Origin of the sequence: Pseudomonas sp. NPDC077186 (assembly GCF_044543505.1) — a bacterium.
Classification (GTDB): Bacteria; Pseudomonadota; Gammaproteobacteria; order Pseudomonadales; family Pseudomonadaceae; genus Aquipseudomonas.
On record NZ_JBITWE010000001.1, the window covers coordinates 1,487,666 to 1,512,142 of the forward strand.

General features: G+C 64.0%; 24 protein-coding genes. 12 read left to right on the plus strand and 12 right to left on the minus strand.

What is annotated here, in order from left to right:
* Nucleotides 1-135 precede the first annotated feature (135 nt).
* Nucleotides 136-1,233 (minus strand): glycine oxidase ThiO, encoded by a 1,098-nt coding sequence (gene thiO / locus ACIGKL_RS07045; protein ID WP_397485963.1) that lies wholly within the window; start codon nt 1,231-1,233, stop codon nt 136-138.
* 37 nt (nt 1,234-1,270) lie between these two features.
* Between thiO and ACIGKL_RS07050 the strand changes: the two genes are divergently transcribed.
* The 8 genes from ACIGKL_RS07050 (at nt 1,271) to ACIGKL_RS07085 (ending at nt 9,671) form a co-directional block, all read left to right on the plus strand.
* Nucleotides 1,271-1,843, plus strand: coding sequence for a GspH/FimT family pseudopilin (locus tag ACIGKL_RS07050; protein WP_397485964.1), 573 nt, complete (start codon nt 1,271-1,273; stop codon nt 1,841-1,843).
* 111 nt (nt 1,844-1,954) lie between these two features.
* The gene (locus tag ACIGKL_RS07055) at nt 1,955-2,467 is read left to right on the plus strand and encodes a GspH/FimT family pseudopilin (protein ID WP_397485965.1); all 513 of its coding nucleotides are present in this window, start codon (nt 1,955-1,957) and stop codon (nt 2,465-2,467) included.
* A gap of 16 nt (nt 2,468-2,483) precedes the next feature.
* Nucleotides 2,484-3,044, plus strand: a complete 561-nt coding sequence (pilV, locus tag ACIGKL_RS07060) for a type IV pilus modification protein PilV (protein WP_397485966.1) — start codon at nt 2,484-2,486, stop codon at nt 3,042-3,044.
* A complete protein-coding gene (locus tag ACIGKL_RS07065) occupies nt 3,041-3,901 on the plus strand; it encodes a PilW family protein (protein ID WP_397485967.1) in 861 nt (286 codons plus the stop codon). The genes pilV and ACIGKL_RS07065 overlap by 4 nt, the downstream gene beginning before the upstream one ends.
* 11 nt (nt 3,902-3,912) lie before the next feature.
* Entirely contained in the window at nt 3,913-4,464 is a 552-nt protein-coding gene (locus ACIGKL_RS07070; RefSeq protein ID WP_397485968.1) for a PilX N-terminal domain-containing pilus assembly protein, read from the plus strand.
* Between the two features lie 9 nt (nt 4,465-4,473).
* Complete coding sequence (locus ACIGKL_RS07075) at nt 4,474-4,797, plus strand: hypothetical protein (protein WP_397485969.1); 324 nt, start codon at nt 4,474-4,476, stop codon at nt 4,795-4,797.
* A gap of 15 nt (nt 4,798-4,812) precedes the next feature.
* The gene (locus ACIGKL_RS07080) at nt 4,813-9,231 is read left to right on the plus strand and encodes a PilC/PilY family type IV pilus protein (RefSeq protein ID WP_397485970.1); all 4,419 of its coding nucleotides are present in this window, start codon (nt 4,813-4,815) and stop codon (nt 9,229-9,231) included.
* Complete coding sequence (locus ACIGKL_RS07085; RefSeq protein ID WP_397485971.1) at nt 9,231-9,671, plus strand: type IV pilin protein; 441 nt, start codon at nt 9,231-9,233, stop codon at nt 9,669-9,671. The genes ACIGKL_RS07080 and ACIGKL_RS07085 overlap by 1 nt, the downstream gene beginning before the upstream one ends.
* A 49-nt stretch (nt 9,672-9,720) precedes the next feature.
* Here ACIGKL_RS07085 and ispH read toward each other — a convergent pair whose 3' ends face one another.
* From ispH to murJ, 8 genes are all read right to left on the minus strand, one after another.
* The gene (ispH, locus tag ACIGKL_RS07090; RefSeq protein WP_397485972.1) at nt 9,721-10,665 is read right to left on the minus strand and encodes a 4-hydroxy-3-methylbut-2-enyl diphosphate reductase; all 945 of its coding nucleotides are present in this window, start codon (nt 10,663-10,665) and stop codon (nt 9,721-9,723) included.
* Nucleotides 10,666-10,725: 60 nt separating this feature from the next.
* Complete coding sequence (locus tag ACIGKL_RS07095; protein WP_397485973.1) at nt 10,726-11,001, minus strand: type II toxin-antitoxin system RelE/ParE family toxin; 276 nt, start codon at nt 10,999-11,001, stop codon at nt 10,726-10,728.
* Nucleotides 11,001-11,195, minus strand: coding sequence for a stability determinant (locus ACIGKL_RS07100; RefSeq protein WP_397485974.1), 195 nt, complete (start codon nt 11,193-11,195; stop codon nt 11,001-11,003). Before ACIGKL_RS07100 ends, ACIGKL_RS07095 begins: the two co-directional genes overlap by 1 nt.
* 30 nt (nt 11,196-11,225) lie before the next feature.
* On the minus strand, nt 11,226-11,672 hold the full coding sequence (locus ACIGKL_RS07105) for a peptidylprolyl isomerase (protein ID WP_397485975.1): 447 nt from the start codon (nt 11,670-11,672) through the stop codon (nt 11,226-11,228).
* The gene (lspA, locus tag ACIGKL_RS07110) at nt 11,665-12,174 is read right to left on the minus strand and encodes a signal peptidase II (RefSeq protein WP_397485976.1); all 510 of its coding nucleotides are present in this window, start codon (nt 12,172-12,174) and stop codon (nt 11,665-11,667) included. The genes ACIGKL_RS07105 and lspA overlap by 8 nt, the downstream gene beginning before the upstream one ends.
* On the minus strand, nt 12,167-14,998 hold the full coding sequence (gene ileS / locus ACIGKL_RS07115) for an isoleucine--tRNA ligase (protein WP_397485977.1): 2,832 nt from the start codon (nt 14,996-14,998) through the stop codon (nt 12,167-12,169). Before ileS ends, lspA begins: the two co-directional genes overlap by 8 nt.
* Complete coding sequence (ribF, locus tag ACIGKL_RS07120) at nt 14,995-15,945, minus strand: bifunctional riboflavin kinase/FAD synthetase (RefSeq protein WP_397485978.1); 951 nt, start codon at nt 15,943-15,945, stop codon at nt 14,995-14,997. The genes ileS and ribF overlap by 4 nt, the downstream gene beginning before the upstream one ends.
* A gap of 144 nt (nt 15,946-16,089) precedes the next feature.
* Nucleotides 16,090-17,625 (minus strand): murein biosynthesis integral membrane protein MurJ, encoded by a 1,536-nt coding sequence (murJ, locus tag ACIGKL_RS07125; RefSeq protein ID WP_397485979.1) that lies wholly within the window; start codon nt 17,623-17,625, stop codon nt 16,090-16,092.
* A 192-nt stretch (nt 17,626-17,817) separates the two neighbouring features.
* Here murJ and rpsT point away from each other — a divergent pair, with 192 nt between their 5' ends.
* Nucleotides 17,818-18,096 (plus strand): 30S ribosomal protein S20, encoded by a 279-nt coding sequence (gene rpsT, locus ACIGKL_RS07130; RefSeq protein ID WP_021441753.1) that lies wholly within the window; start codon nt 17,818-17,820, stop codon nt 18,094-18,096.
* Between the two features lie 144 nt (nt 18,097-18,240).
* On the opposite strand, the gene ACIGKL_RS07135 is transcribed toward rpsT, so the two are convergent.
* Nucleotides 18,241-18,531 carry a PA4642 family protein gene (locus tag ACIGKL_RS07135; RefSeq protein WP_397485980.1) on the minus strand — a complete coding sequence of 97 codons (291 nt, stop codon included), beginning with the start codon at nt 18,529-18,531 and terminating at the stop codon, nt 18,241-18,243.
* A 172-nt stretch (nt 18,532-18,703) separates the two neighbouring features.
* On the opposite strand from ACIGKL_RS07135, the gene dauA reads away from it, so the two are divergent.
* On the plus strand, nt 18,704-20,425 hold the full coding sequence (gene dauA / locus ACIGKL_RS07140) for a C4-dicarboxylic acid transporter DauA (RefSeq protein ID WP_397485981.1): 1,722 nt from the start codon (nt 18,704-18,706) through the stop codon (nt 20,423-20,425).
* 144 nt (nt 20,426-20,569) lie between these two features.
* On the opposite strand, the gene ACIGKL_RS07145 is transcribed toward dauA, so the two are convergent.
* A complete protein-coding gene (locus ACIGKL_RS07145) occupies nt 20,570-21,127 on the minus strand; it encodes a hypoxanthine-guanine phosphoribosyltransferase (RefSeq protein WP_397485982.1) in 558 nt (185 codons plus the stop codon).
* A 241-nt stretch (nt 21,128-21,368) separates the two neighbouring features.
* Here ACIGKL_RS07145 and upp point away from each other — a divergent pair, with 241 nt between their 5' ends.
* Both upp and ACIGKL_RS07155 read left to right on the plus strand, forming a co-directional pair.
* Nucleotides 21,369-22,007 (plus strand): uracil phosphoribosyltransferase, encoded by a 639-nt coding sequence (gene upp, locus ACIGKL_RS07150; protein WP_397485983.1) that lies wholly within the window; start codon nt 21,369-21,371, stop codon nt 22,005-22,007.
* A gap of 2 nt (nt 22,008-22,009) precedes the next feature.
* Nucleotides 22,010-23,275, plus strand: coding sequence for a uracil-xanthine permease family protein (locus ACIGKL_RS07155; protein WP_397485984.1), 1,266 nt, complete (start codon nt 22,010-22,012; stop codon nt 23,273-23,275).
* A gap of 66 nt (nt 23,276-23,341) precedes the next feature.
* Here the strand turns inward: ACIGKL_RS07155 and ACIGKL_RS07160 are convergent, their stop codons facing one another.
* On the minus strand, nt 23,342-24,355 hold the full coding sequence (locus tag ACIGKL_RS07160) for a DUF481 domain-containing protein (RefSeq protein ID WP_397485985.1): 1,014 nt from the start codon (nt 24,353-24,355) through the stop codon (nt 23,342-23,344).
* Nucleotides 24,356-24,477 lie beyond the last annotated feature (122 nt).

The following is a 24,477-nucleotide window of genomic DNA, read 5'->3' on the forward strand; positions in this document are numbered from 1 at the left end:
CGTTCCCCCGTGGGAGCCCCGCCCCGGGGCGAAGCTTCTGACGTCGCGTTACCACCGCCCCGGCGATTCGCCGCGGGGCGCGGCTCCTACACAAGCAGCCCTCGCGCCCCGTGGGTGCCTGGGCGAAGCTCTGCGCTAAAGACCCAGCCGCCCCGCCGGCGCATAAGGCGCCGGATCGATGATCGGCTCGCGCCCCTGCAGCAGATCGGCCAGCAGGCGGCAGGACGCCGGCGCCAGCACCAGGCCGTTGCGGTAATGCCCGCAATTGAGCCACAGCCCGGGATGCGAAGGCAGCTCGCCGATAAAGGGGATGCCCTCCGGCGAACCCGGCCGCAGACCGGCCCAGTGGCCGACCACCTCGGCGTCCTTCAAGGCCGGCAACAGCTCTTCCGCCGAATCCTTCAGACTGGCCAGGGCCACCTCGGTCGGCGTCTTGTCGAAGCCGGCATGCTCCAGGGTGCTGCCCACCAGGATATGCCCGTCGCGCCGCGGGATCGCGTAGCGCCCGCCGGCCAGCACCATGCTCGGCAGAAAGTCCGCGGCGCACTTGTAGAGGATCATCTGACCCTTGACCGGCTGCACCGGCAGGTCGATCCCCAGGCTCTTGAGCAACTCGCCGCTCCAGGCCCCGGCGGCCAGCACCACACGCTCCGCGCGAATCTCGCCGTCGGCCGTGGTGACGCCACGGATCCGCCCCCCCTCCTGAATGAAGCCGCTGACCGCACACTGCTCGCGCAGCTGCACGTTGGGCATCGCCAGCAGCGCCGCGCGTAGCGCCTTGACCAGCCGCGGGTTACGCACATTGGCCACTCCCGGCATATGGATGGCGCGCGCAAAACCCGCTCCCAGCGCCGGCACCCGTGCCTGCACCTCGGCGATATCCACCGTCTGCAACACCCGCCCCTCGCGCACCGCCCAGGCCAGCGCCGCGGCCTCGTCGTCCAGGTCCAGCCAGTACAGGCCGGTGACATGCACCTCGGGATCGATTCCGGTCGCCGCCAGCAACTGCTCGCCGAGACGCGGATAGAAATCCTGCGACCAATGCGCCAACGCCGTCACCGCCGCGCCGTAGCGCCAGGGATAGAGCGGCGAAACGATGCCGCCGCCGGCCCAGGAGGATTCAGTGCCGACGCTGCCCCGCTCGATCAGGGTCACCTGAATCCCTTGTGCGGCAAGATTGCTGGCCGTCAGCAAACCTAGCGCCCCACCACCTACAACTATTGCATCCAACAAAACCAAGTGCTCCACATCGACTGGGAAAATTCAGGTATTGCTCTACCCTGAAGGTTGTTACGGACAACGACATTGGGAACTCAGGATGAGAGCCAATCAGATTGCAGGCTATAGCCTGTTCGACCTGCTCATTGCACTGGCAATTGTCGGCCTGCTGATGGGCATCGCAACTCCAGCGGTTTCGGTCTGGCATGAACGCCAGCAACTGCACAGCCTGAAAACCGGACTATTTCATATGACCAGCAAGGCCCGCTACCTGGCGATGACCAGCCAAAGCCGGGTCACCCTCTGCCCGCTATCGGAGCAGGGCCTCTGCCAGCGGAGCTGGAGCGGGAGCATCAGCAGCTTTATCGATGGCAACGGCAATCGTCGCCTCGATCCGGGAGAAGAAATCCTCGGCACCCTCTATCTGCCCAGCAGCATCAGCCTGCACTGGCGCGGCATGCTGCCGAACAACTCGATCCACTTCAGCAGCCAAGGGGTCACCTTCGTCAGCAACGGCACCATGAGTCTTTGCCCAGACAACCCCGGCGCCCGAACGGGCGCGGTCGTGATCAGCCGGCAGGGGCGGGTAAAAACCTCCAGCGAAGACGCACGCTGCCCGCAATGATGGGACAGGCTCGACCACTCGGCACCGCAAAGCCACCGGACGTCCCGGTCAATCTTGAAGCGCGCGAAGCAACTGGCAATGATGCAAAGCACATTGCAAGGACTCCGCCCGATGAAGCAGCAATACGGATTTACCCTTATCGAGTTGTTGATCACCCTGGCGCTGCTCGGGATCATCCTGGGTTTGGCGATGCCCGCCGTCACCGACTTCGCCATCAAGCAGCGTGTCAGCTCCCAGGCGAATGAAATGATGCTTTCGCTGGCGTTCGCCAGAAGCGAGGCGCTCAAGCTCAATCAGGATGTCCGGGTCATTCCACGCACAGGCACCGCCAGCGGCTGGAGCGATGGCTGGTGCGTAGGTCCGACCAGCATTGGCAACAACTGTAATCATGCTGACGTTGTTCGGGTCTTCACAGGAACCAACGGCGTGAGCATCACCAGCTCGGGTATCGCCAACCCGCCGGTTCTGGTGTTTCGCCGTGACGGCACCGCTACTCAGGGCAACGCAGCCCTGGCCGTGACCTCCCCCAATCTCAAGGCCACAGGCGAGAGTGCCCGCTGCATCACCTTGAACCTTCAGGGGCGGGCGGAAGTTGAGAAAGTCGCGCGCGACGACGGCTGCTGACAAGCAAGGAATGGATATGAACTCATCTTCATGCACGCAGAGCGGCGCCTCGCTGATCGAGGTACTGGTCGCTCTATTGATCTTCACCGTCGGCCTGCTGGGGCTGGCTGCCATGCAACTCAGCTCACTGCAGAGCACCGCCGACAGCGGACAACGCTCGCAGTCGGTCTGGCTGATGCAGGACTTTATCGAGCGCATGCGCGCCAACCCGGACGGTACTGCGGCCCAATATGCCGCCGCGCAGAATTGCGCCGCGCTGCCGGCACGCATGTGCGCCGACTACTACAACCCCAGCACGGCAGCCAAGGTCAATGCCAGCGAGTGCAATGCCACCCAGATGGCGGCCTTCGATGCCTGGGAAGCGCAGTGCAGCTATGCCGCGATTGCCAACTTCAACACCATCGACGCCCGCTTCAATAGCCGAGATTTCATCACGCCTCCCGCCGCAACCCCTTTGATTGATGCGGCCCCAGTCGGTAACGCCCTAGACCTTAGCCTGAACTGGCTCAACCGAAGCTCCAAGAACGAAGCATTAGAAACTGTTGGCGCCACAACCGAGTTGAGGATTGAACGATGAACTATCGCGAGTCCATTCAGCTCTCGAAGCAGCGCGGCCTGTCCATTGTCGAACTGCTGGTTGCCCTGGTTATCAGCATGCTGCTGCTGACCGGCGTCGTTCAGGTGTTTTTCTCATCGAAGCAGACCTACGCCAGCAACGAAGCGGCCTCGCGCCTGCAAGAAAACGGACGCTTCGCTCTGGAATTTATTGCCCAGAGCGCACGTCATGCCGGCTATGTGGAAGCCGCCAACTCAATGGCAGATACACCTAGCCCGATTGCCGCCCCTGGCAATGCAATCTGCATAGACTCAAACACCTGCAGCAGCGATGGTGATAGTAATGCACAAACCCTAGCCGCCCGCTCCGATGGTATTAGCTTCGCTCTACAGCCCCGCATCCAAAATGGGGCAAGACGCGATTGTATTGGCGCCAGCGGCTCAGGTGCCAGCGCCATAAATGACACCGACATAATCATCAACCGGTTCGTAATAATAGACGCCAACCCTAACAATGGAGAGCTGCACCCATCACTTGGCTGTCACTCAAGAAACCTCAGAGGAAGCTGGGTAACGGGAGCCGCACCACAAAGATTGATTGATGGGATCGACGCATTAGAAGTGCAGTACGGCATTAGCACTACGAACGACAAAAGCAGTGTTAACCAATATGTTTCCGCAACTAGAGTCACTCAACTTGGAAAGTGGAATGAGGTGCTAGCCATTCGCATCGCAGTACTCGCCAACTCTATAGACCCCGTCGACCCTCCAGCCCCCGCACGTCAGTATGTACTATTGGATGCCGAGCCAATTTCCTTTGATGACGGCAAAGCTCGCCAAGTATTTACAACCACCTTCAAACTACGCAATACCTTCTGAGGTCAGGCGCCATGAACATTACCCCCCCCCCTCGACAAACCGGCGCCACTCTTATCGTAGCTCTGGTATTTCTGGTCGTACTTACCATTGCCGGCATTACCGCCATGCAGTTCTCCACCCTGGAAGAGCGCATGGCCAGCAATTCGCAATTTCGCAATCAAACTTTCCAACAAGCTCAAAATGAAATCAACAGTGAATTGCGCGACTTAAACCTCGGACTCACCGGGCGCATACCACTCTTACAAGCGCTGAGCTCAGGACGTTTCAACGACGGCGATCCTAGTGACGGCTATCCATGGTACACAAGCCCTGAACAACTTAAAAATCTCGGACTACCACCAACTACCAGCGGCAAAGCAATTAACACCCCGTCTCCCCTGGCTCCAGGCTTTACGGTCATTCGGAAAACACATGACCCCATGCTTTGCAGCCATAGCGAACGAAATGCATCCGGCCAAATTATTGAATGTACAAAATTTGAAATTCAAACACGCGCAGAACTTGGAAATGGCGCCTATTCCGAACAATCCCAGGGTATTGTCTTTGAAAACATCAAAGGTTAGGACTGAATCATGAAAAGACTACACGCCCATCTACTTTTTCTTCTGACATTATTACTCTCAGAGCCAGGCCATAGTGAAGAAGGCACAATCATTGCTTCCCCACTAGAATTCGTTGAAGTCACCATCCGCATGAGCGGCGACCACCCCTACGGGGAGTTGCGGATGTGTGAGGAATGCCCTATGCGCCTACTACCTTTCGCTCCAGGGGCCTTGGTGTATATCAATGGTCAAAGAATCACAGCCGATCGCCTGCAGGACGGCCAGTCCCTGGAGGGCACGGTCTTCCTGCGCAACAAGCCAATTGACTCAATCAACGAAATAATTGCCAAGTAACAGGACGGCCAGAATATGAATACCCGCGCGTTCTCCCTCGTCCTCGGCAGTTTTCTCTATGTTGGCCTGACCTTCCAGACCGCACTTGCAGACGACACCGAAATCTACGTGAGCCGTAAGCTGCCGGAAGACCAGCAAGTACGCCCCAACCTGATGTTTGTCATCGACAACTCGGGCTCGATGCAAACCAGCGTTCCTGGCACGACCTGCACCGTGGCGGAAAGAAATATCCGCAACCGCTGCGAAGCCGTACTGGTAAGCCGAATATGTACAAGCTATGACCGGCGGGGCAGATGCGAGAATTATGAAAACACCTATGAATACCGAAAGACCCGCCTGCAGGTCGTCAAAGACGTAACCAATACCCTTGTCGAAGAGTTGCGCTTAAGCGATGACGTCAATATCGGCCTGATGCACTTCGACGCCGCCCCCAACACCAGCAACGAGGAAGGCGGGATGGTCGCCATCCCCGTGGGCCGCGCCAGTACGACAGCCGATAGCTTCATCACGGAACTTAACCGCCTCTATGGCGCGTCCAATACGCCCATTTCGGAAAGTTTCTATGAAGCTGCGCTTTATATGAAAGGCGCGACACCAAAGTTCGGCAACGGTACCAACGCTGCTTATGAAGATGGCAATAGCTGGACCAACCCAACCAAGCCAAGCGTCGCCGCCTCCAAATCCGGTAGCAGTTACAACAGCCCCATCCAGTACTCTTGCCAGAAGAGCAATATCATTCTGCTCACCGACGGCGAACCCACCTACGACAACTCGGCCAACAACGACATCCGCGCGCTGATCAGCACCTCTGGCGCTGCAAACACCCAGTATCTGGCCGCCACCTGCCGCGACCCCGGTACCAGCAGCACCAGTCGAAGCGGCGAGTGCATGCCACACCTGGCCGAGCATCTGGCCAATCAGGACGTCAGCAGTGGCCAACCAGGCAAGCAGACCGTCAGCACCTACACCATCGGTTTCGCCACCAACCAGACATTGCTGCAAAACACCGCTACTGCCGGTAACGGCCGCTATTTCACCACCGACAACACTTCCGGACTGGTATCGGCACTGAAGTCGATCCTGGTGGAAATCCTCGCCGAGAACACCACCTTCGCCACCCCCAGCGTCGCGGTGAGTGCCTATAACAACCTGGGTTTCCGCAACGATCTCTATTACGCGCTGTTCCGTCCGGCTGAGGGCGCGCGCTGGGTGGGCAACGTCAAACGCTACACACTCAAGCCCGAGAGCACCGATGCGCAAGGCAATACCGTTGCCGCACAGATCGTCGACAAGAACGGCCATCCGGCCGTCGACGAGGCCACCGGCTTCTTCAGGGAAAACGCCTCCAGTTACTGGTCGAACATGGACGGCAGCGACGTGGCCAAGGGCGGTATCGCCGGCATGCTGGGCAGCCCTAGCAGCCGCAACGTCTACACCTGGACAGCTGCCGACCGCTCCCCGACAGCCAGCGCAGGGGTTACCGGCAGCGTGCTGCTAAGCACCAGCACGCATGCCCTGACCACGGGCAACAGCGCTGTTACCAACGCACTGATGGGCGTCACCAGCACTACCGCGAGGGAGAACGCCATCAAATGGGGGCGTGGCCTGGACCCCGACAACGGCGACCAAGCCCGCCAGCAGTTGGCCGACGTGCTGCACAACGAACCCCGCCTCGTCGCCTACAAGACCGACGAGGATCTGGTACGCGTCGAGGCTGCCAAGAACGGTACCGCGACCTCCCCCGAACAGCTCTATATGTTCTTCGGCACCAACGAGGGCTTCATTCATGCCGTCGACCCCAAGACCGGCGTAGAACAGTTCGCCTTTATTCCGAAGGAGTTGCTGCCCAACCTCGATGCCTACTACCGCGATCCCAAGGGTTCCGACTCCAAGCGTTACGGTATGGACGGTCAGTTCAATTTCTGGGTCGAGTATGGCGCTCTTAATGCAGACGATACTCGCAATATCACTAAAAGCATTCTTTACGCCGGCATGCGCCGCGGCGGCCGCAATTACTATGCGCTGGACGTCGGCACCATCACCGCTCCTGCCCTGAAGTGGGTGATCAAGGGCGGCACCACGCCCGGCTTCGAAAAGCTGGGGCAGACCTGGTCCACCCCCAAACTGGCCGACATCAACGTCAACGGCACCAAGACCAAGGTGCTTATCTTCAGCGGCGGCTACGATCCCCTGCAGGACAACGACAGCCCCAATACGCCGCTGGCCAACGACAGCTACGGCAACAGCCTGTATATCGTCAACGCCGAAACCGGCCAGCTGATCTGGCGCGCCGGCCACACCACGGAAACCGGTGCCAACCTGCAACTGGCCAGCATGACCCACAGCATGCCGGCGGACCCGGTGATCATCGATATCAACGGCGATGGCCTGGCCGACATTCTGTATGCCGCCGATAGCCGGGCGCAGGTCTTCCGCTTCGATATCAACAATGCCAACACCGGTGCCGCCACCCTGGCAACCGGTGGCCGTATCGCCCGCCTCGGCGGCGACAACGCCCTGAACAATCGTCGCTTCTTCAACATGCCGGACGTGGCCTTGGTCCGCGAACGTGGCGGCAAGACCTACTTCACCATTTCCCTCGGTTCGGGCTACCGCGCCCACCCGCTCAACGAGGACACCATCGACCGCTTCTACGTGCTGCGCGATGCCAATGTCTTCACCAAGCCGAGCACCTACACCACCATGACCGAGAGCGACCTGGTGGACGTTTCCAGCGTCGATCTGACGGATGCCCAGGCGGCGCAGATTCTCGAGGACATTGCGGAGCTGGAGGCCGAGATCAACGCCCTGAATGCCTCCGTCGGCTCTGCCCGCGATGCGTTCAACGCCTACAAGGACTCGTCCGGCTTCACTGCGGCCTACAACGCCATGCTGCAGGCCAACAGCAGCGCCAATGACGCCCAAACCCAGATCGACGCCATCATGGCCGCCGACCCCTATCTGCTGCCGCACGCGGCCGAAAGCGACGAACAGAGCAAGCTGCAGCAAGGGCTGCTGGAAAGCCAGCAAACCCTGAAAGCCATGCAGCAGGCGCGTACCGACGCCGAAGCCGATCTGGCCAGCAAACAGGCCGCCTACGATACGGCGCTGGCTAATCGAGATGCCGCTCAAGCCGCCTACGACGCAGATGACTCGCCGGAAAACACGCAGGCGCTGAGCGACGCTCAAGCAGCCTACGGCGCCGCCACCACTGCCCGCGATCAGTCAGAAGCGAAACAGCAAACGCTGTCCACCCATAGCCAGTCGCTGGCCGAAAGCTATGGCGCCCTGATCAGCCTGCAAACCGGGCTGGGCACGCTCTACCAGGCCATTGTCGACCAGGAACAGGCGCTTATCGACGCCAAGGCGGCCTCGGCGAACGACGATACCATCGCCAACCTGCAAGCCGAGCTGGACGGGCTGAACCAGAGCTATGCCGGCAGCCCCGAAGCGGATCAGCGCAACGGGCTCAATGACGGCCAGACCAGCACCGCCCTGCAGGACGCCCTGACACAACTCAATAGCGCGATCAGCGCAGGGGATAGCACAGCAATCGGCGAGGCCCTGGCCGAACTGCAAGCGCTGACCGGCTCGGCATCCCCGGCCCCGAGCGAAGCCGACCTGCTGGCCCGCGACGAGACGAGCAAGAACACCGAACTCGCCAATAACGCGGCCAACCTGGCCAGCAACGTGGCGCTGGTGGCGCAACTGGAAAGCACGCGCAACGACCTGCGCGCCCAGGCCGATGCATCGCAGGTGCAGGCCAATCTGCTCTCCAGCGCTGCCTATGACGAGGGCTCCGGGCTGCTCACGCCAGAACAGCTGGCTGCGGCCAAGGCACTTTACGGCGACGACCTGACGGTATTCGAGGCCTATCAGTTCCTGGTCGACCAGGCGCAACTGGCTACGCTCGACGAGACCGACGGCCTGCCGGCGCTGCGCGAGCAGATCAACACCCTCTACGCCCAGTTGACCCCCGGCAACAACTACGTGCCGAACCAGACATTGCTGGCCAACAGCAAGGGCTGGTTCCTGCGCCTGCCCAAGGGTGAGAAGGTGCTCTCATCTCCCCTTATTTTCAGAGGAGCTGTTTTCTTCAATACGTTCAGCCCGCGCGGAGAGAGCGTCACTACCTGCGGCCCCGATGTAGGTCGCGGTCGTGCATATGCGCTTAGCCTGAAAGACGCAAGCGCCATCTTTTCTCAGAACGACGCCCCTATACGCAGCTATGCACTGGTTCGTTCGGGCATTCCTCCCTCTCCTGCAATTGTTTTCAATGAAGATGGTACCCCCAAAGTCGTTATTGGCACCGAAGTATTGAACGATAAAAAGGGCGGTGGCGGCGAAGGTGACGATAAAAAATGCATAGGGGATGTTGGCTACTGCGACAAAGATCAACAGCCCGTCAGCAAAACTTACTGGAGAGAAAACTGATGCGACAGCAACGCGGTTTCACGCTGATCGAACTCATGATTGCGGTGGCGATAATCGGCGTACTGGCCGCCATCGCCTACCCCAACTATCAAGAGTACCTGCTCAAGACGGGGCGCTCCGATGGCCATGCGAAGCTGACCCAGCTCATGCAGGCGCAGGAACGCTTCTACTCGCAGAACCAGAGCTACACCGCCAACCTCGGCGCCGGCGGCCTGGCCTTTCCCGGCGTTGCCGCCAACGCCCCGGTAATCAGCGACGAAGGGCGCTACAGCATCGCGGCCCAGGCATGCGCCGCCGGCACCCCGCTGACCCGCTGCGTGCGGCTGGTGGCTACCGCCGTTGGCGCGCAGGCCGCGGACGCGCAGTGCGGCAACCTGGGACTGAACAGCCAGGGCATCAAGACCGAGACCGGCAGCGGTACGGTGGAAAGCTGTTGGTAAAAAGCAAAAAAAGCCGGCGTAACGCCGGCTTTTTATTTGCGCGTAACACTCACACCTGCCTAACCCGCAACTCCTTCGGCATGGAAAACGTCACGTTCTCCGGCCGTCCGTCCAGTTCGGTCTCCCCTTGCGCGCCCCAGGCGCGCAGTTGCTCGACCACCCCGCGCACCAACACCTCGGGGGCCGAGGCGCCGGCGGTGATGCCGATGCCGCTCACCCCGTCGAACCATTCGAGCTTGAGATCCTCGGCGCCGTCGATCAGGTAGGCCGGGGTGCCCATGCGCTCGGCCAGCTCGCGCAGGCGGTTGGAGTTGGAGCTGTTGGGGCTGCCCACCACCAGCAGCACGTCGCACTCGGCGGCGAGCTGCTTGACCGCGTCCTGGCGGTTCTGCGTGGCATAGCAGATATCGTCCTTGCGCGGCCCACCGATGGCCGGAAACCTGGCGCGCAGGGCGTCGATCACCTTGCTGGTGTCGTCCATCGACAGCGTGGTTTGGGTGACGAAGGCCAGCGCCTCGGGATTGCGCACCTGCAGCTCGGCGACGTCGGTCTCGTCTTCCACCAGGTAGATGGCGCCGCCGTTGCTGGCGTCGTACTGGCCCATGGTGCCTTCCACTTCCGGATGACCCTCATGGCCGATAAGGATGCACTCGCGGCCCTCGCGGCTGTAGCGCACCACCTCCATATGCACCTTGGTCACCAGCGGGCAGGTGGCGTCGAACACCTTCAGACCGCGGCGCTCGGCCTCGGCGCGTACCGCCTGGGACACGCCATGGGCGCTGAAGATGACGATGACGTCGTCCGGCACCTGGTCCAGTTCCTCGACGAACAGCGCGCCGCGGGCACGCAGATCCTCGACCACGAACTTGTTGTGCACCACTTCGTGGCGCACATAGATCGGCGGGCCGAAGACTTCCAGGGCGCGGTTGACGATCTCGATGGCGCGGTCGACGCCGGCACAGAAGCCGCGGGGGTTGGCGAGTTTGATATGCATGGTGGTTGTCTCGGTATGCGCCGTGATGGGTGTGACCTGCACGGAATGAAGCTCAAGTGATCAGGGATATTCCTGGCGGGAGTGCAGCACGCTCACCACTTCGACGCAGTCGACTGCCACTCGGTAGACCAGGACATAGTTGGGATGGACGACCAGCTCACGAGTGCCGGGAACCCGTCCGGAACGATACAGGTATGGGTGCTCGGCCAACGGCAGGACAGCCGACTCCAGTTGATCCAAGAGCCGCCTAGCGGCCTGGGGATCTTGGTCGGCGATGTAGCGGATGATTTCCGCCAGGTCGGCTCTGGCGCTAGCGCGCCAGACGATCGGCAGCATCAGCGGTGATCCCGGCGCCGGGCCTCGGCCTGGGTGATGATGTTCTCAATTTCGGCCATCACCTGATCATGCGCAACGCCAGGGCGCGAATCGTCCAGCGATTCCTGCACTTTGCGACGGAACCAACGATCATGGCTGTCCGCCTGCTCCCGAGTTTCGAACTCGGACACGATGGGGGAAAGTTGCGCGCTCATACCGGGCTGCCTCCGTTTTAGGCGATCAGTCTACACCCTATCGAGTGCTTTCACCGCGACGATCTCCACCTCGAAGTCCAGCACCTTACCGGCCAGCGGGTGGTTGAAGTCGATGGTCACCTGCTTGTCGTCGAAGGCCTTGACCACCCCGGGCAGCTCGGCATTGGCGGCGTCGTTGAAGATCACCAGCAGCCCCTCGGACAGTTCCATGCCCTCGAACTGGCTGCGCGGCATGACCTGCACGTTCTGCGGGTTGGGCTGGCCGAAGCCCTGCTCCGGCTGCACCTGCACGCTGCGCTTGTCGCCGGCCTTGAAGCCGTACAGCGCCTGCTCGAAGCCGGGCAGCAGGTTGCCGTCGCCGACCTTGAAGGTGGCCGGCTGCTTGTCGAACGTGCTGTCGACCACGTCGCCGTTCTCCAGCTTGAGGGCGAAGTGCAGGGTGACTTCCCTGTCCGGGCCGATGCGTACGTCAGTCATTGGCAGGTTCTCCGGACTTGTTGCTCTTGAACATATCCAGCGCCAGGAGGATGGCGCCGACGGTGATGGCGCTGTCGGCCAGGTTGAAGGCCGGGAAATACCAGCGGTTCTGCCAGTGCACCAGGATGAAGTCGACCACGTGGCCGAGCACCACGCGGTCGTAGAGGTTGCCCAGCGCGCCACCGAGCACCAGTGCCAGGGCGATGGCCAGCCAGGTTTCCTCGGGTTTCAGGCGCTTGAGCCAAACCACCAGTACGCCGCTGACCACCACCGCGATGGCGGCGAAGAACCAGCGCTGCCAGCCGGCGGCATCGGCCAGGAAGCTGAAGGCCGCGCCGGTGTTGTAGGCCAGGGTCCAGCTGAAGTAGTCGGGAATCACCACGATCTGCTGGTACAGGCTGAGGCTGCCCTCGAAATAGTGCTTGCTCAGCTGATCGACGACGAACACCGCCAGGGTCAGCCAGAGCCAGGCCAGTCGGCCGAAACGCGAGACCTCAGGCATGCTTGCGCACCTCGCCTGCACCTTCGATATTGCTCACGCAGCGGCCGCACAGTTCCGGATGCGCGGCATGGCTGCCGACGTCGGCGCGGAAGTGCCAGCAGCGGCCGCACTTGGCGTGGGCAGACTTGAGGATCTTCAGCTTCAACCCCTCCACCTCGGTGACCACCGCATCGACCGGCGCCTCGGCCAGCGGCGCGGTCTGCGCCGCCGAGGTGATCAGGGCGAAACGCAGCTCGTCGCCGAGCTTGGCCAGGTCGGCCTGCAGCGCCTCGCCTCCGAACAGGGTGACTTCGGCCTGCAGGCTGCCGCCGATGGCCTTGGCCGTGCGCAGGTTCTCCAGCTCCTTGTTGACCGCAGCCTTGACCTGCATGACGCGGTCCCAATAGGCGCGGTCCAGCTCGAAGCCTTCCGGCAGGCGGCTGAGGCCGTCATACCAGGTATTGAGCATCACCGACTCGTTGCGCTGGCCCGGCAGGAACTGCCAGATCTCCTCGGCGGTGAAGGCCAGGATCGGCGCGACCCAGCGCACCAGCGCCTCGCTGATGTGGTACAGCGCGCTCTGGCAGGAGCGACGCGCCACGCTGTCGGCGGCAGTGGTGTACTGGCGGTCCTTGATGATGTCCAGGTAGAAGCCGCCCAGTTCCTGCACGCAGAAGTTGTGCACCTTGGAGTAGACGTTCCAGAAGCGGTAGTCGGCGTAGGCCTCGACGATCTCGTCCTGCAGGCGCAGGGCCGCGTCGACGGCCCAGCGGTCGAGGTCGAGCATCTGCTCGGGTTGCAGCAGGTCCTTGGCCGGATCGAAACCGTTGAGGTTGGCCAGCATGAAGCGCGCGGTGTTGCGGATACGCCGGTAGGCGTCGGCGCTGCGCTGCAGGATCACCTTGGACACCGCCATCTCGCCGGAATAGTCGGTGGAGGCGACCCACAGGCGCATGATGTCGGCGCCCAGGCTGTCGTTGACCTCCTGCGGCGCGACCACGTTGCCGAGCGACTTGGACATCTTGCGGCCGTTCTCGTCGACCACGAAGCCATGGGTCAGCAGCGCCTTGTAGGGCGCGTGGCCGTCGATGGCGCTGCCAGTCAGCAGGGACGAGTGGAACCAGCCGCGGTGCTGGTCGGAGCCTTCCAGATACAGATCGGCGCGCGGGCCGCTGCTGTGACCGAGGTCGTGCGAGCCACGCAGCACGTGCCAGTGAGTGGTGCCGGAGTCGAACCAGACGTCGAGGGTGTCGTTGATCTTGTCGTAGTCGGCGGCATCACTGCCGAGCAATTCGGCGGCATCCAGCTTGAACCAGGCTTCGATGCCTTCCTGCTCGACGCGCTGGGCGACTTCCTCCATCAACTCGACGGTACGCGGGTGCAGCTCGCCGCTGGCCTTGTGCAGGAAGAACGGGATCGGCACGCCCCAGTTGCGCTGGCGCGAGATGCACCAGTCGGGGCGGCCGGCGATCATGCCGTGCAGGCGCGCCTGGCCCCAGGCCGGGACGAACTGGGTCTGCTCAACGGCGTCCAGGGCACGGGCGCGCAGGCTGCTGCCGTCAGCCACCACCTTGTCCATGCCGACGAACCACTGCGCGGTGGCGCGGTAGATCAGCGGGGTCTTGTGCCGCCAGCAGTGCATGTAGCTGTGCTGGATCGGCTGATGCTTGAGCAGCGCGCCGACTTCGGCCAGCTTCTCGACGATAGCCGGGTTGGCCTTCCAGATAAACTGGCCGCCGAAGAACGGCAGATCCGCGCTGTAGACGCCGTTGCTCTGCACCGGGCTGAGGATATCGTCGTTGCTCATGCCGTAGGCTTTGCAGGTGCGGAAGTCGTCCTCGCCGTAGGCCGGCGACGAGTGGACGATGCCAGTACCGGCGTCGAGGGCGACGTAGTCGGCCAGGTACACCGGCGAGAAGCGCTCGTAGAAGGGGTGGCGGAAACGGATCAGCTCCAGCGCCGCGCCCGGCGCGGTGGCGAGCACCTGGCCGTCGAGGCCGTAGCGCGCCAGGCAGGACTCGACCAGTTCCTCAGCCAGCAGCAGCAGGCGCGCGCCGGTATCGACCAGCGCATAGCTGAATTCCGGGTGAACGTTGAGCGCCTGGTTGGCCGGGATGGTCCAGGGCGTGGTGGTCCAGATGACGATGGCGGCCGGCTTGCTCAGCTCGCTGAGGCCAAAGGCGGCGGCCAGTTTGTCGGCATCTTCGATGGGGAAAGCGACGTCGATGGCGTCGGATTTCTTGTCCTGGTACTCCACCTCGGCCTCGGCCAGCGCCGAGCCGCAGTCGAAGCACCAGTTGACCGGTTTTAGGCCCTTGAACACGAAGCCCTGCTTGACCATCTCGGCCAGGGCGCGGATCTCGCCGGCCTCGTTGGCGAAGTCCATGGTCTTGTAGGGGTTGCCCCAGTCGCCCAACACGCCGAGGCGGATAAAGTCGGCCTTCTGCCCTTCGATCTGCTCGCCGGCGTAGCTGCGGCAGCGCTCGCGGGTCAGGTCGGCCGGCTGGTTCTTGCCGAAGGTGGTCTCGACCTTGTGCTCGATCGGCAGGCCATGGCAGTCCCAGCCCGGCACATAGGGCGCGTCATAGCCGGCCAGGGTCTTGGAGCGGGTGATGATGTCCTTGAGGATCTTGTTCACCGCATGACCGATATGGATGCTGCCGTTGGCGTAGGGCGGGCCGTCGTGCAGGACGAACTTGGGCCGATCCTCGCCGATCTGCCGCAGCTTGCTATACAGGCCAATCTCGTTCCAGCGCTGCAGGGTCTGCGGCTCGCGTTGCGGCAGGCCGGCCTTCATCGGGAACGGGGTATCGGGCAGGTTCAGCGTGGCTTTGTAATCGGTCATGTCGGACTCTTCATCAGCGGGTGGCTCTGCCAATAATCACGGGCAGCGGCAATATCGGCGGCAATCGCCGTCTTCAGGGCCTCCAGCGAGGCGAAACGCTGCTCGTCACGCAGCTTGTGGTGGAAGGCCACCGAGAGGCGCCGGCCATACAGGTCGCCGGCAAAATCCAGAAGGTGCACTTCCAGATGGGCGCTGCCGTCGCCGGCAACGCTGGGGCGCACGCCGATATTGGCCACGCCCGGTTGAATTTGGCCGTCCACCACGCAACTCACCAGGTAGACCCCGGACAGCGGCACCTTGCGCCGCTTGAGCTGGATATTGGCGGTGGGGGCGGCCAGCTGGCGGCCGAGTTTCTGCCCGTGCAGCACCCGCCCGGCGATGCGGAACGGCCGGCCGAGCAAGGCTTCGGCCAATTCGAAATCGCCATCGGCCAGGGCCTGGCGCACACGGGTGCTGCTGACCCGACCGCCGAGCACTTCGACTGTGGTCGAGGCCTCGACGCTAAAGCCATGGCGCTGGCCAGCGGCCTGGAGAAACTCGAAATCGCCGGCGCGGTCGCAGCCGAAGCGGAAATCGTCGCCGATCTCCAGATCCTTCACCTTGAGCCCGTCGACCAGCACGCGCTGGACGAATTCGGCCGCCGACAGCTCGCGCAGGCGGCGGTTGAAGGCCAGGCACAGCACCAGATCGACGCCTTCGGCGGCCAGCAGGGCGAGCTTGTCGCGCAGCCGGGTCAGCCGCGCCGGGGCGGTGTCGGGACCGAAGAACTCGCGCGGCTGCGGCTCGAAGATCACCACGCAGCTGGGCACGGCCAATTCCGCGGCACGCTCGCGCAGGCGCGCCAGGATGGCCTGGTGCCCACGATGAACGCCGTCGAAATTACCGATGGTGACCACGCAGCCCCGCGCCTGGGGCTGCAGGTTATGAAGACCTCGAACCAGCTGCATAGCACGCTTCTTGTTCACAAAGTGGCCGATTATACGCACAGCACGCCATGCACAACAGGCATCGCGACGCCTGGAATCCTAGGGTGCGCCGTGCGCATCGCGCCTGCACCGGCCTGATGCTGCGCACGGCGCCCCCTACAACAACTACGACGTCCGCCGGGCAAAGTCGCGCAGGCGGAAACCGAGAAGCAGCAGCATGCCGAAGTAGACCAACAGCCCGGCGACCACCAGCGCGCCGAGACGCAGCAGGCGCAGCGGCATGTCGCCCTCGGCCCAGGCCGGCATGATCTGCAGCAGGCCCAGCAGCACCGCCACCATCGCCGTCACCGCCAGCACCAGCTTGAGCAGGAACAGGCCCCAGCCCGGCAGCGGCCGGAAGATATCGGCGCGGCGTAGCTGCCAGTACAGCAACCCGGCGTTCAGGCAGGCCGCCAGGCTGATCGCCAGGGCCAGGCCGGCGTGCGCCAGTGGGCCGACCAGCACCAGGTTCATCAACTGGGTGAAGACCAGGGTCACCACGGCGATCTTCACCGGCGTCTTGATGTTCTGCTGGGCATAGAAGCCGGGCGCCAGGATCTTCACCAGGATGATGCCGAGCAGGCCGATGGAATAGGCGATCAGCGCCTGCTGGGTCATCAGCGCGTCGCTGGCGGTGAACTTGCCGTACTGGAACAGCGACACGGTCAGCGGCTCGGCCAGCACCGCCAGGGCCAGGGCGCTGGGCAGCACCAGCAGGAAGCACAGGCGCAGGCCCCAGTCGAGCAGACGGCGGTACTCCTCGCGGTCGCGGCTGGCGTAGGTCTTCGACAGCGCCGGCAGCAGGATGGTGCCCAGGGCCACGCCGAGCACGCCCGAGGGCAGTTCCATCAGGCGGTCGGCGTAGTACATCCAGGACACCGAGCCGGCGACCAGGAAGGAAGCGAAGATGGTATTGATGATCAGCGAGATCTGGCTCACCGACACGCCGAAGATCGCCGGCCCCATCTGCTTGAGCACGCGCCACACGCCGAGGTCGCCAACACTCAGGCGCGGCAGCACCAGCATGCCGATTTTCTTCAGATGCGGCAGTTGCCAGAGCAGCTGCAGCAGGCCGCCGACCAGCACCGCCCAGCCCAGGGCCATGATCGGCGGGTCGAAATAGGGCGTCAGGAAGACGGAAAAGCCGATCATGCTGACGTTCAGCAGGGTCGGCACGAAGGCCGGCACCGAGAAGCGGTTCCAGGTGTTGAGGATGGCGCCGGCCAGCGACGACAGCGAGATCAGCAGGATATAGGGGAAGGTCACCCGCAGCAGGTCGACGGTCAGCTCGAAGCGCTCGGCCTCATCGGCGAACCCCGGCGCGGTGGCCCAGACGATCCAGGGTGCGGCCAGCACGCCGATGGCGGTGACCAGCGCCAGCACCAGGGTCAGCAAGCCCGAGACGTAGGCGACGAAGGTGCGCGTGGCCTCCTCGCCCTGCTGCATCTTGTACTCGGCCAGGATCGGCACGAAGGCCTGGGAGAACGCCCCCTCGGCGAAGATGCGGCGCAGCAGGTTGGGCAGCTTGAAGGCCACCACGAAGGCGTCCGACGCCACCCCGGCGCCGAAGGTGCGAGCGATGATGGTGTCGCGCACGAAACCCAGCACGCGCGAGACCATGGTCAGGGAACTGACCGCGGCCAGGGATTTGAGCAGATTCATGAAGTGACTCGATTTCCCGCAAACGGGCGCGCCGCTGGACAATCCGCCGGCGCGCGAAGGCGTCGAGTGTAGCGAGCCGCCATTGGTCAGGCCAGCACGGGAAAGCGCCAGCGGGCTTGACAGATGCCCAGGGGGTCGGCATGATTCGCGGCCTTATTTGTCGTAACCCCCCAGTTTTCGAGGAGCTTGACGGTGGCCAACTCACCTTCTGCCAAAAAACGCGCCAAACAGGCTGAGAAGCGCCGTAGCCATAACGCCAGCCTGCGCTCCATGGTCCGTACCTACATCAAGAACGTGGTCAAGGCTATCGACGCCAAAGACCTCGAGCTTGCCAAGTCGTCCTACACCCTGGCCGTTCCGGTCATCGACCGCATGGCCGACAAGGGCATCATCCACAAGAACAAAGCCGCTCGTCACAAGAGCCGCCTGAACGCGCACATCAAGGCGCTGGGCGAAGCTGCTGCCGCCTAATCGCGACAGGTTCTTGAAAAACCGGCCCTCGTGGCCGGTTTTTTATTGCCCGGAAGCCCGGGAGAAAGCGTAGGTAGGACATGGCGCAGCCTTGTCCACCAAGGACGGCGGACAAGCCTTCGGCATGCCCGCCCGACTGCAGGATCAGCTGGCGCGCGCGGCCTTGATCACCTCGATATAGGGTTCGGCGTTGCGCTGATCCTGGATCAGGGCGACGAAGTCGTGGCCCTGCGCGTCGGTGGCCGCCAGGTCGTAGCCGGCGGTGACGAAGAAGCCGACGAAGCGCTCGAAGTCGTCGATGCGCAGACCGCGATAAGCCTTGATCAGCTTGTGCAGCGAGGGTGGCGTAGCGTCGGCCGGCTCCACCGCCAGGAACAGCTTGATCGAGTCGTCGCTGATTTCTTCGCCAATCACCTGCTTCTTGTCTTTACGCATCGCCCGCTCCCGCCAGCATTACAGAGGGCCGGCAGTTTACCGCCGCGCCGCGCGCGGCTCAACGCGCAGCCGCGCAGGCTAGCACGCGAACATTCGACGCAACAGCCGACCTAGGTCATGCCGCCGCACGGCGCGCCGCTCCTATAATGCGCCGAGCCATTCCGGAGCCACCATGCCACGCCACTCCCTGCCGCTGTTCGCCGCCTGGCGCCAGACCCTGCGCGCCGGCTACTCCTGGAAGGCCCTGCGCGGCGACCTGAGCGCCGGACTGACGGTCGGCATCATCGCCATCCCCTTGGCCATGGCGCTGGCCATCGCGGTCGGCGTGGCGCCGCAACACGGCCTGTACACCGTACTGGTCGCCGCGCCGCTGATCGCCCTGTGCGGCGGCTCGCGCTTCAATATCTCCGGGCCGACCGCGGCCTTCGTGGTGATCCTGCTGCCGATCACCCAGCAATATGGTCTGGGCGGGTTGCTGCTGTGCACCCTGCTGGCCGGCGTCATCCTGATCACCCTGGGCCTGCTGCGCGCCGGACGCCTGATCGAGTTCGTGCCCTATCCGGTGACCCTGGGCTTCACCGCCGGCATCGGCATCGTCATCGCCATCCTGCAGCTCAAGGACCTGCTCGGCCTGGAACTGGCCGAAACCCCGCAGCACCTGCTGCAGCAGCTCGCCCTGCTGGCCAGCGCGCTGCCCAGCCTGCAGCCGGGCGACAGCCTGGTCGGTGCCATCTGCCTGGCCACCCTGCTGCTGTGGCCGCGCCTGGCGCCGAAGATTCCCGCGCACCTGGTCGCCCTGGCCGTCGGCGCCCTGCTCGCCCTCGCCCTGGAACGCCTCGGCCTGCCGGTGGCGACACTGGGCGAACGCTTCAGCTATACCCTCGACGGCGTCGAGCACCCCGGCATCCCGCCCTTGCTGCCCAGCCCGGGCCTGCCCTGGCAGTTGCCCGGCGCAGACGGCCAGCCGCTGCCGCTGTCCTTCGAGCTGATCCGCCAGCTGCTGGCGCCGGCCTTCGCCATCGCCATGCTCGGCGCCATCGAATCCTTGCTCTGCGCCGTGGTCGCCGACGGCATGAGCGGCAGCAAGCACGACCCCAATGCCGAGCTGATCGGCCAGGGCCTGGGCAACCTGGCCGCGCCCTTCTTCGGCGGCATCACCGCCACCGCGGCCATCGCCCGCACCGCCGCCAACGTGCGCGCCGGCGCCTTCTCGCCGCTGGCGGCGCTGATTCACGCCGGCGTGGTGCTGGCCGCCATCCTGCTGCTGGCGCCGCTGTTCAGCTACCTGCCGATGGCGGCGCTGGCGGCCCTGCTGCTGGTGGTGGCGTGGAACATGAGCGAGCCACAGCATGTGGCCCACACCCTGCGCATCGCCCCGCGCGGCGACGTGCTGGTGCTGCTCACCTGCCTGCTGCTGACGGTGCTGTTCGACATGGTGCTGGCGGTCGGCGTCGGCCTGCTGCTGGCCGCCGGGCTGTTCATCAAGCGCATGAGCGAGCTGACCGACACCGCCGCGCTGAGCCGGCAGCAACGCCAGGCCCTGCAGGACCTGCCCGAGCACGTGCTGGCCTATGCCATTCGCGGGCCGCTGTTCTTCGGCGCGGCGGAGAAGGCGCTGAGCGTGCTGCGCCGCTTCGCCCCGGGGGTGCGCGTGGTGATAGTCGATATCAGCGCGGTGCCGCTGCTGGACATGACCGCCATCGCCGCGCTGGACAACGTGCTGCGCGACTACCGCCAGCAGGGCGTGGCGCTGATCCTCAGCGGCCCGACCGCGCAGGTGCGCCTGCAGCTGCGCCGCGCCGGGGTGCACCGGCGCGCCGGCGAACTGGCTTATGTGCGCGACCTGGCGCAGGCGCGGCAGAAGGCGCTGCGCTGGCTGGGGACAAGCCCGTAGGGTGAGCTATGCGCACCAGCCGTGGCGAACCTCAAGCGGATATCCGCAGAACGATGGCTGTTCGAGGACAATCGGTAGCGGCGGTGCGCGCGGCGCACCCTACGACGGCGCGCCGATACTTACGAGCCGCGCCGAGCGGTGCGCTTACAGCCCCTTGACCGCGTAGATGCCGGCGGCGTTGCGCCAGTAGCCCTTGTAGTCCATGCCGTAGCCGAAGATATAGCGGTCGATGCACTGCAGGCCGACGTAGTCGGCCTTGAGGTCCGGGCGCGCCTTGCGCTGGTGTTCCTTGTCGATCAGCACCGCGGTATGCACCGCACGGGCGCCGGCGTGGCGGCAGAAATCGATGATCGCGCCGAGGGTGTGCCCTTCGTCGAGGATGTCGTCGATGATCAGCACGTCGCGGTCGATAAAGGAGACTTCCGGCTTGGCCTTCCAGAACAGCTCGCCGCCGCTGGTCTCGTTGCGGTAGCGGGTGGCGTGCAGGTAGGACGCCTCCAGCGGGAAGGCCAGCTTGGGCAGCAGCTTGCCGGAGAAGATCAGGCCGCCGTTCATCACGCAGAACACCACCGGGTTGCGTTCGGCCAGTTCGGCGTTGATTTGGGCGGCGACGCGGTCGATGGCCGCTTCCACCTCGGCTTCGGTGAACAGGCAGTCGGCTTCCGCCATGACTTGGCGAATGTGCGCGAGATCGGCGGACATGGGGCGTTCTCTCTTGGTCGGGCTGATGGAATGAGCGGCGATCGGCGGCAAAAGCTGAGCGATCAGTCAAATAAAAGCGGGCAAAGGTACAGAGCTGCGGCGCACTTGCCAAGCCTCGCCTGACCAGCGTAGCCGAGGCCGCTCGCGCGGCGCACTGACCCGTCAGTCACCCACCACTCGGCATAAGCAATGCTTTAATCTAACGCGATTTTTCCCAGAGCCCCGTTGGAGATCCCAGCCCATGCCCACTCGCGAGATCCGCCACCCGCTGATCCGTCACAAAATCGGCCTGATGCGCCGCGCCGACATCAGCACCAAGAACTTCCGCGAACTGGCCCAGGAAGTGGGCGCGCTGCTGACCTACGAGGCGACCAACGACCTGCCGCTGGAAAGCTACGAGATCCAGGGCTGGGCCGGCGCGGTGCAGGTGGAGAAGATCGCCGGCAAGAAGATCACCGTGGTGCCCATCCTGCGCGCCGGCATCGGCATGCTCGACGGCGTGCTCAGCCTGATTCCCGGGGCCAAGGTCAGCGCCGTGGGCGTGGCGCGCAACGAGGAAACCCTGGAGGCGCACACCTACCTGGAGAAACTGGCACCGGAGATCGACGAGCGCCTGGCGCTGATCATCGACCCGATGCTGGCCACCGGCGGCTCGCTGGTCGCCACCATCGACCTGCTGAAGAAGGCCGGCTGCAAGGATATCCGCGCCATGGTGCTGGTCGCCGCGCCCGAAGGCATCCAAGCGGTCGAGAAGGCCCACCCCGAGGTGACCATCTTCACCGCCTCGATCGACGAGCGCCTGAACGAGCACGGCTACATCATCCCCGGCCTGGGCGATGCCGGCGACAAGATCTTCGGCACCAAGCAGAAGGACGCCTGAACATGTCGCAAACGGAATTCAACGATCCGCTCTGGCGCCAGGGCCTCTCCGGCGCGCAGATGCTCTTCGTGGCCTTCGGCGCCCTGGTGCTGATGCCGCTGATCACCGGCATGGACCCCAACGTCGCGCTGTTCACCGCCGGCCTCGGCACCCTGCTGTTCCAACTGGTGACCAAGCGCCAGGTGCCGGTGTTTCTGGCCTCCAGCTTCGCCTTCATCGCGCCGATTCTGGCGGCCAAGGGCGAGTTCGGCCTGCCCGCGGTGCTCGGCGGGGTGATGGCGGCCGGCCTGGTCTACATCCTGCTCTCGGTGCTGGTCAAACTGCGCGGCCCCAGCTTCATCGACCGCCTGCTGCCGCCGGTGGTGATCGCCCCGGTGATCATCTCCATCGGCCTGGCCCTGTCGCCGGTGGCGGTGAACATGGCCATGGGCAAGGCCGGCGACGGCAGCGTCGAGCTGGTGCCCTATGCCACCGCCATGCTGATCTCGATGCCGGCGCTGCTCACCACCCTGCTGGTCGCCGTGCTCGGCCGCGGCATCTTCCGCCTGGTGCCGATCCTCGCCGGCATCGCCGTCGGCTGCCTGATCGCCGCCGTGCTCGGGGTGATCGACAGCAGCGCGGTGGCGAGCGCGCCCTGGCTGGCGCTGCCCAGCTTCGTCGCGCCCGAGCTGCACTGGGGCGCCATCCTGTACATGGTGCCGGTAGCGCTGGCGCCTGCCATCGAGCATATCGGCGGGGTGGTGGCGATCGGCAGCGTCACCGGCAAGAACTTCGTCAAGAAGCCGGGCCTGCACCGCACCCTGCTCGGCGACGGCCTGGCCACCTCGGCCGCCGGCCTGTTCGGCGGCCCGCCCAACACCACCTACGCCGAAGTGACCGGCGCGGTGATGCTGACCAAGAGCTACAACCCGAAGATCATGACCTGGGCCGCGCTGTTCGCCATCGCCCTGGCCTTCGTCGGCAAGTTCGGCGTCGCCCTGCAGAGCATTCCGGTGCCGGTGATGGGCGGCATCCTCTGCCTGCTGTTCGGTTCCATCGCGGTGGTCGGCCTCAACACCCTGATCCGCCACCAGGTCGACCTGTCCGAGGCGCGCAATCTGATCATCGTCTCGGTCACCCTGGTCTTCGGCATCGGCGGCATGGTGATCGGCGGCAAGGAATTCGCCCTGTCGGGGATTTCCCTGTGCGCCGTCAGCGCCCTGCTGCTCAACCTGCTGCTCCCCGGCGGCGCCGGCTGGAACAACAAAAGCCTCGAAGAGACCGACTGAGTCGCCACCACGAAAAAGCCCGCGACTATCGCGGGCTTTTTCGTGCTCGGCCACTGCGCCGGGCGCTTACCAGCCGACGCCGAAGCCCAGGCTGTAGCGGGTCTCGTCCAGCTCGCCCTCGGCGCCGCTGACGATGTCCTTTTCCGCCTTCATGTTCAGCGAAGCCCAGTCGGTGACCTTGTAGCGCAGGCCGACCTCGGCATCCAGGGTGTAGTCGGCGACGCCTTCCAGCGGCTTGCCCACTTCGCCGACGCTGAACAGTTCCACCGCCTTGCCGATCAGGTAGCGGTTGTAGTCCCACTTGACGCTGAGCGCGTAGAAGCGGTCCTGCTCGCCATTGCTGTAGACGTAGTCGCTGCGGTTGGCCAGGGTGGCGACGGAGAAGGCGCCCAGTTCGTTGTCCCAGAACTGGTAACCGGGACCGGTACCCAGGGTGCGCTGACGCTCCAGCTCCTCGATGCGGTCGCGCTTGTACTCGAAGCGCCCCTGCCAGAACCACTGCTCGGTGAGGAAGCGGTCGAGGGCGTACTCGGCGCTCCAGTTGTCGGTGCTGACCACATCGTCCTTCAGCTCGCGGTTGTACTCGGCCTGCGCGTTGTGCCGCCACCAGCCGTGACGGGCCTGGGTCTTGACGTCGACGTCGTAGTCGTCGGTGTCGCTCTCGGCGCGCTTGTAATCCAGCGCCAGGTCGACGTTGCCCTTCCAGGTGAAATCCTCCACCAGCGGCTTGGGCTTGATGATCTGGGCGATCTCGCTCAACTCCACGGTCTTCGGCACGTCGCCATTGGCCAGGGTCACCTTGCCCGGCTCGGCGGCCTGCAGCGACTTGGCGCGCTCGCCATTGAAGTCGTCCTGCTTGATCAGCAGCGCCTGCTCGCTCTCCAGGGTGGCGATCTTCTTCCAGTCCAGGGCGATGGCGCCGCCATAGTCGGTCTCGAGCAGCAACTTGTTGCCGTCGTAGAACTTGATGGTGCCGGTCAGGCGGTCGCCGTTCTTCAGCCAGACGGTGTCGGCGGCGGCGGTGGAACTGAGCAACGCGAGGCTCAGGCTGAGCAGGGAAAGCGGTAGCGAACGCGACATAACGAGGACAACTGAGCTCTGATGGGGCGAAAAGCCGGGCATTATGCGCAAGCCCGACGCCAGAGCAAGAGCTGACCGGCATCGGCCGGCAGAGTTCAGCTTTTTCCGCCGGGCGGCGCTGC

Excerpts from the sequence above, each read along its gene's own strand:
- ileS (WP_397485977.1), bottom strand. The coding sequence starts at position 14,998 with ATGACCGATTACAAAGCCACGCTGAACCTGCCCGATACCCCGTTCCCG.
- upp (WP_397485983.1), top strand. The coding sequence starts at position 21,369 with ATGCCCACTCGCGAGATCCGCCACCCGCTGATCCGTCACAAAATCGGC.
- ispH (WP_397485972.1), bottom strand. The coding sequence starts at position 10,665 with ATGCATATCAAACTCGCCAACCCCCGCGGCTTCTGTGCCGGCGTCGAC.
- ACIGKL_RS07055 (WP_397485965.1), top strand. The coding sequence starts at position 1,955 with ATGAAGCAGCAATACGGATTTACCCTTATCGAGTTGTTGATCACCCTG.
- lspA (WP_397485976.1), bottom strand. The coding sequence starts at position 12,174 with ATGCCTGAGGTCTCGCGTTTCGGCCGACTGGCCTGGCTCTGGCTGACC.
- ribF (WP_397485978.1), bottom strand. The coding sequence starts at position 15,945 with ATGCAGCTGGTTCGAGGTCTTCATAACCTGCAGCCCCAGGCGCGGGGC.
- dauA (WP_397485981.1), top strand. The coding sequence starts at position 18,704 with ATGCCACGCCACTCCCTGCCGCTGTTCGCCGCCTGGCGCCAGACCCTG.
- ACIGKL_RS07075 (WP_397485969.1), top strand. The coding sequence starts at position 4,474 with ATGAAAAGACTACACGCCCATCTACTTTTTCTTCTGACATTATTACTC.
- ACIGKL_RS07105 (WP_397485975.1), bottom strand. The coding sequence starts at position 11,672 with ATGACTGACGTACGCATCGGCCCGGACAGGGAAGTCACCCTGCACTTC.
- ACIGKL_RS07095 (WP_397485973.1), bottom strand. The coding sequence starts at position 11,001 with ATGCTGCCGATCGTCTGGCGCGCTAGCGCCAGAGCCGACCTGGCGGAA.
- murJ (WP_397485979.1), bottom strand. The coding sequence starts at position 17,625 with ATGAATCTGCTCAAATCCCTGGCCGCGGTCAGTTCCCTGACCATGGTC.
- ACIGKL_RS07160 (WP_397485985.1), bottom strand. The coding sequence starts at position 24,355 with ATGTCGCGTTCGCTACCGCTTTCCCTGCTCAGCCTGAGCCTCGCGTTG.
- pilV (WP_397485966.1), top strand. The coding sequence starts at position 2,484 with ATGAACTCATCTTCATGCACGCAGAGCGGCGCCTCGCTGATCGAGGTA.
- ACIGKL_RS07065 (WP_397485967.1), top strand. The coding sequence starts at position 3,041 with ATGAACTATCGCGAGTCCATTCAGCTCTCGAAGCAGCGCGGCCTGTCC.
- ACIGKL_RS07100 (WP_397485974.1), bottom strand. The coding sequence starts at position 11,195 with ATGAGCGCGCAACTTTCCCCCATCGTGTCCGAGTTCGAAACTCGGGAG.
- ACIGKL_RS07080 (WP_397485970.1), top strand. The coding sequence starts at position 4,813 with ATGAATACCCGCGCGTTCTCCCTCGTCCTCGGCAGTTTTCTCTATGTT.
- ACIGKL_RS07135 (WP_397485980.1), bottom strand. The coding sequence starts at position 18,531 with ATGCGTAAAGACAAGAAGCAGGTGATTGGCGAAGAAATCAGCGACGAC.
- ACIGKL_RS07085 (WP_397485971.1), top strand. The coding sequence starts at position 9,231 with ATGCGACAGCAACGCGGTTTCACGCTGATCGAACTCATGATTGCGGTG.
- ACIGKL_RS07145 (WP_397485982.1), bottom strand. The coding sequence starts at position 21,127 with ATGTCCGCCGATCTCGCGCACATTCGCCAAGTCATGGCGGAAGCCGAC.
- ACIGKL_RS07155 (WP_397485984.1), top strand. The coding sequence starts at position 22,010 with ATGTCGCAAACGGAATTCAACGATCCGCTCTGGCGCCAGGGCCTCTCC.
- ACIGKL_RS07070 (WP_397485968.1), top strand. The coding sequence starts at position 3,913 with ATGAACATTACCCCCCCCCCTCGACAAACCGGCGCCACTCTTATCGTA.